Below are 2,678 nucleotides of genomic sequence, written 5' to 3'. Positions count from 1 at the left end.
CCGGCGGTCCGCACCGAGCGCGGCGGCTGCAGCGACGGGTCGACCGCGGCGAGCACGTCCGCGGCCACCGTCATCACCTCGGCCGGGGTTCGGTAGTTGACGGTCAGCTCGGCCAGCCGCCAGCGCTGGGCCACGTACGGCTCGAAGACCTGCTCCCAGGTCGTCGTCCCGGCCAGCTCGCCGGTCTGCGCGACGTCGCCGACCACGGTCATCGACCGGCTCGGGCAGCGGCGCATGAGCAGCCGCCAGGCCATCGGCGACAACTCCTGCGCCTCGTCGACGATCACGTGCCCGAACACCCAGGTGCGGTCGGCGGCCGCCCGCTCGGCAGCGGTACGCGTGTCGATCACCTCGTGCCGCTCGACGAAGGCGCTGGCGTCGACGACGTCGGTGGCGGACAGGATCTCCTCCTCCTGGTCCTCGAAGTCCAGCGACCGCGAGCCCTCGACGATCTCCAGCACGCCCTCCGCGTACTCGATCGCCTGCTCGCGCTCGCGGGCCACCGCCCGGGCCCGCAGGGTGTCGTCCACCCCCAGCAGCTCGGCCAGCTCGTCCAGCAGCGGCACGTCGGCCGGCGCCCAGCCGGCCCGGCGCTCGCGCAGCAGCAGCGCCCGCTCCTCGTCGCTGAGCTCCGGCGTGGCCGAGGCGAGCCGGTCCGGATCGCTGAGCAGGTCGCGCAGCACCTGCCGCGGGGTCAGGATCGGCCACAGCTGGAAGAGCGCGGCCTGGACGTCCTCGTCCTCGCGCAGCTCACGCCGGGTCTCGGCCAGGTCGGCCTCCTCCAGCAGGTTGTCGCCGCCGAGCGGGTCGGCGCCGATCCGCTCGGCGATCTGCAGCGACAGGGTGTGGATGAACGCGGTCACGAAGATCGACCGGGCCAGGTTGTGCGGACGCCCGGAACGCCGGGCCTCGGCCCGCGCGTCCTCGCAGACGGCCCGCTCGATGCGCAGCGGGAAGCCGTCGTGGTCGACCTCGACGTAGTCGTCGGGCACGGTCTGCCGGTCGGCCACCGCGGTGGCGAGCACGTCGAGCATGTCGACCCGGCCCTTGAGCGCGGCGGCGGCCGGCGCCTCGGTGGCCCGGGCGGTCACGCCGGGGAACATGTCGCCGAGGGTGGCGAGCAGCACGCCGGTCTCGGCCAGCGAGGGCAGCACCTGCGAGATGTAGCGCAGGAAGGTCGCGTTCGGGCCGAGGATCAGCACGCCCTGCTTGGTCAGCTGGGCGCGGTGGGTGTAGAGCAGGTACGCCGCGCGGTGCAGCGCCACGGCGGTCTTGCCGGTGCCGGGACCACCCTGGACCACCAGGACACCGGGCAGCCCGGCGCGGATCACCTCGTCCTGTTCGGACTGGATGGTCTCGACGATGTCGCGCATCCGGCCGGTGCGGTTGGCGGTCAGCGCGGACAGCAGCGCGGCCTCACCGGTCACGTCCTCGCGGCCGTCCGTGGCACCGGCCTCGATGTCGAGCACCTCGTCGTCGATGCCGGTCAGCTCGCGGCCCCGGGTGCGCAGATGCCGGCGGCGGGTCACCCCCTCGGGGGACACCGCGGTGGCGAGATAGAACGGGCGCGCCGCGGGCGCCCGCCAGTCGATCAGCAACGGATCCTGATCACGGTCCTCGGCGAACAGTCCGATCCGGCCGATGTAGCGGGGATTGTCGGCGGCGAAATCCAGCCGGCCGAAGCACAGGCCGTTCTCGACGGAATTCATCTGGGCGAGCTGCTCGGCCCAATGGCTGCGGGTCGCCTCGCGCTGGGAGCGGCCCTGCGGGGTGCCGCCGGCCTCGAGCAGAATCGCGCGCAGCCGCTCGTCGGCCTGCTCACGCAGCAGGTCGAGGCGGTCGTAGAGCACGGCCAGGTAGGCCTTTTCGGACTCGATGTCGTCGTTCCGCAGTGTTTCCGTGCCGCCGGCGGAGCTTGACAAAGCTACTCCCTGTTGTGGTAGCATTCCGAGGTCAGCCACCTTTTCAGGTGGCTTTTTTCGTTTCCGTGGAAACGCTCAGAATAGCCGATGCATCGGGCTCCCGGCGAGACCGTGACCGGGGTTACGGGCGTACGGGCAAGTGTAAGGAATCCGTCACCGCAGGGCCTTGCCCGTTACGCCGGACGGTCCATCGACATTAAGCGGTGCATGAACCACAGCCACCCGTTCCGACGCCTCGGCGCGCTGGCGCTCATCGCCGTCGCCGCCCTCTCCCTCACCACCGCCTGCACCGACGACAAGGAAGCCGCTCCGGCCGGTAACGCCGCCGCCGCGGCCGCCGGTGGGCCCCAGCCCAAGACGATCGAGGGCGCCAAGGCCGCCGCGCAGACCGTGTTCGACCGTTTCAGCGGCGGTGACTTCGCCGGCGCCTGGGACATGTACACCGATGCCGGTAAGAAGGCCATCACCAAGGCCGACTACGTCAAGCTCAACACCGCGTGCTCGCGCAAGGGCCTGGCCATCACGCTCAGCAGCGCCCGGATGGAGGGCGCCGACCGGGCGGTCGTGATCGCCAAGCAGCTGGTCGCGGCCCAGTCCTACACGATGGTCTACGAGAAGGACTCGTGGAAGCTCGAGCCCGCCAAGGAGGGCCTGGCCCTCTACGCCAAGGGCGCCGACAAGGCGATCGCCGCCCAGAAGAAGGCCGGCACCTGCGCCAACGCGTGAACCCCCGCCTGAGGCCGGCTCCGCGCGGAG

Annotated in this window: 2 protein-coding genes; one reads left to right on the top strand and one right to left on the bottom strand. The window is 71.5% G+C overall.

Annotated features, from left to right (window positions below; translation table 11 throughout):
* A partial coding sequence (locus AB0C29_RS42545; protein ID WP_360833219.1) for a helicase occupies positions 1-1,946 on the bottom strand: 1,946 nt, incomplete at its 3' end.
* Positions 1,947-2,129: 183 nt separating this feature from the next.
* Between AB0C29_RS42545 and AB0C29_RS42540 the strand changes: the two genes are divergently transcribed.
* Positions 2,130-2,648, top strand: a complete 519-nt coding sequence (locus tag AB0C29_RS42540) for a hypothetical protein (protein ID WP_360833217.1) — start codon at positions 2,130-2,132, stop codon at positions 2,646-2,648.
* Positions 2,649-2,678 lie beyond the last annotated feature (30 nt).

This window comes from Actinoplanes sp. NPDC048791 (assembly GCF_040650095.1).
Classification (GTDB): Bacteria; Actinomycetota; Actinomycetes; order Mycobacteriales; family Micromonosporaceae; genus Actinoplanes.
The sequence above is the reverse complement of the archived record's forward strand: the minus strand, read 5'-3'. Positions and strand labels throughout refer to the sequence as shown.

Excerpts from the sequence above, each read along its gene's own strand:
- AB0C29_RS42540 (WP_360833217.1), top strand. The coding sequence starts at position 2,130 with ATGAACCACAGCCACCCGTTCCGACGCCTCGGCGCGCTGGCGCTCATC.